The organism is Oleiphilus sp. HI0043, assembly GCF_001634935.1.
The window spans coordinates 1-2,275 of sequence record NZ_LWEY01001217.1 but is presented as its reverse complement, the minus strand read 5'-3'; the positions used below and the strand labels follow the sequence as shown (position 1 = coordinate 2,275).

The 2,275-nt window shown below is 46.5% G+C and carries 3 protein-coding genes; all 3 read left to right on the top strand.

The features are described 5' to 3' along the window. A partial coding sequence (djlA, locus tag A3729_RS14880) for a co-chaperone DjlA (RefSeq protein WP_068634023.1) occupies nt 1-807 on the top strand: 807 nt, incomplete at its 5' end. After that, nucleotides 764-1,492, top strand: a complete 729-nt coding sequence (locus A3729_RS14875) for a response regulator transcription factor (protein WP_304438941.1) — start codon at nt 764-766, stop codon at nt 1,490-1,492. The genes djlA and A3729_RS14875, both read left to right, overlap by 44 nt. Then, nucleotides 1,479-2,275 (top strand): HAMP domain-containing protein (locus tag A3729_RS14870; RefSeq protein ID WP_156497963.1); only part of this gene is annotated, 797 nt, incomplete at its 3' end. The genes A3729_RS14875 and A3729_RS14870, both read left to right, overlap by 14 nt.

Below are 2,275 nucleotides of genomic sequence, written 5' to 3'. Positions count from 1 at the left end.
TGGTGGGGAAAATTAATCGGTGGAGCCTTGGGCTTCGCATTTGGCGGTGGCCCCTTAGGCGCTTTGTTAGGCGCGGCTATTGGTCATAGCTTCGATAAAGGTATGGCCAATATCGAAAACTTTTCTGGTGGCAATCAGGAAGAAATACAAGCGGCTTTTTTTGCTGCCACATTTTCGATAATGGGGCGTTTGGCAAAATCAGACGGCCATGTATCTCAAGTCGAAATTCAAGTTGCTCAAGACACCATGAGCAAGATGCAGTTGACGGACGAGCAACGTAAAGCAGCAATCAATTTATTCAATCAAGGCAAGCAAGAAGATTTTGATTATATCGCTGCCATGGATGACTTAAAGCGAGTCTGCGGCCGTCGTACCAATCTCCTTAGAATGTTTATGGAGATACAGCTAACCACCGCGCTTGCCGACGGAGAATTACACCCAAATGAACACCAGCTGCTTCTTGAAGTAGCCGAACACCTTGGTTTCCAGAAACGAAATTTTGAACAACTACTGGCAATGATGACAGCTCAGCACCGGTTTACCGGCTTTGAGCACGATACGTCAGGCCATGTTAGCGAAGAACAAATGATCAGTGCTGCCTATGAAACTCTAGGCGTACAGAGCAATTGCAGTGATGCTGAACTAAAGAAAGCCTATCGTAGACTGATTAGTCAACATCACCCGGATAAACTTGTTTCGAAAGGCTTGCCAGAAGAAATGATGAAAATAGCCACCGAAAAAACTCGGGAAATAAAAGACGCTTATGAGCGAATTAAGAAATTCAGAGCCCAAGCAAGCAGAGGTTAAGATGCGCGTACTCGTAATTGAAGATGATAAAGATGTAGCGGCTTATTTAGTCAATGGCCTCAAGGAAAACGATAACGTTGTAGATCATTCTGCCGACGGTAAAGAAGGTTTATTAATGGCAGCCAGTGAAAGCTATGATGTTATGATTATCGACCGCATGTTGCCTGGAATGGATGGTCTATCCATTATTAAAACGATCCGCGCAACCGGTAACCAAACACCTGTACTGATCCTTAGTGCACTAGGCGACGTAGATGATCGTGTTGAAGGTTTACGCGGTGGTGGTGACGATTATCTGACCAAGCCTTTCTCCTACACTGAGTTACTTGCTCGCCTGGAAGTATTAGTCAGACGCGGGGCAACCAGTGGCTCCGAGAAAGTGACTCACCTGCAAGTTGCCGACCTTGAAATGGATTTGCTAGCCCGCTCTGTCAAACGCGGTAGCGAAAAGATCGACCTACAACCTCGCGAATTTCGCTTGCTAGAGTACCTGATGAAACATGCAGGCCAAGTGGTGACTCGTACTATGCTATTGGAGCAGGTTTGGGATTATCATTTTGATCCACAAACCAATGTGATCGACGTCCATATCAGCCGCTTACGATCAAAGATCGATAAGGACTTCCCGAAACAACTACTACAAACAGTTCGAGGCGCGGGATACATTCTTAGTGAAGATTCTTAGTCTTCTTCGGACCTCTACCTTTCAATTGGCGATCATGTACATGGTACTGTTCGCCACATCTGTCTTTATCCTGATGGGTTTTATCTATTGGGCTACTGCCGGCTACATGTCGAGCCAAACCGACGAAACTATTGAGGCTGAAATTATAGGCCTTGCTGAGCAATACCAAAGGCAAGGGCTCAACGGTTTAATCAGCGTTATCCGGGAGCGTGTCGCGCGAGACCCAAATGGCAAGGCTATTTACTTATTTACCGCCAGAGACTTTATTAAGCTCGCCGGTAATATAAGTAAGTGGCCTGAAGATGGAGAAGTACAGGAGGGCTGGCTAAACTTCACCCTTGGCGAGAATCTAGGGTGGCCAGGTGAAGAATCCCGGCCTGCTCGTGCCCGTGTATTCATCGTGCCTGGTGGACTAAGGCTGCTTGTTGGCCGCGATGTAAATGAATTTATGGCCGTTAAGCAACTCGTCGAACGTGCGATAAACTTTGGCATGGGAATTACCTTCGCTCTGGCGATGCTTGGCGGCATTATGATGAGCCGTAGTACAGCAAAAAGGGTTGAGCTAATTAACCAAACCAGCCAGCGGATTATGCAAGGGAATCTTTCTATTCGTATCCCGGACCGTGGCACCAATGACGATTTTGACCAACTCGCACGTAATCTAAATGAAATGCTCGACCGAATCGTTCAATTAATGGAAGGCATTCGTCATATTTCAGACAATATTGCTCACGACCTGCGAACCCCTCTGACTCGTCTAAGAAACCAGTTAGAAAATACACT

What these genes read in the sequence shown, in the direction of transcription:
- A3729_RS14875 (WP_304438941.1), top strand. Translation starts at nt 764, where the DNA reads ATGAGCGAATTAAGAAATTCAGAGCCCAAGCAAGCAGAGGTTAAGATG.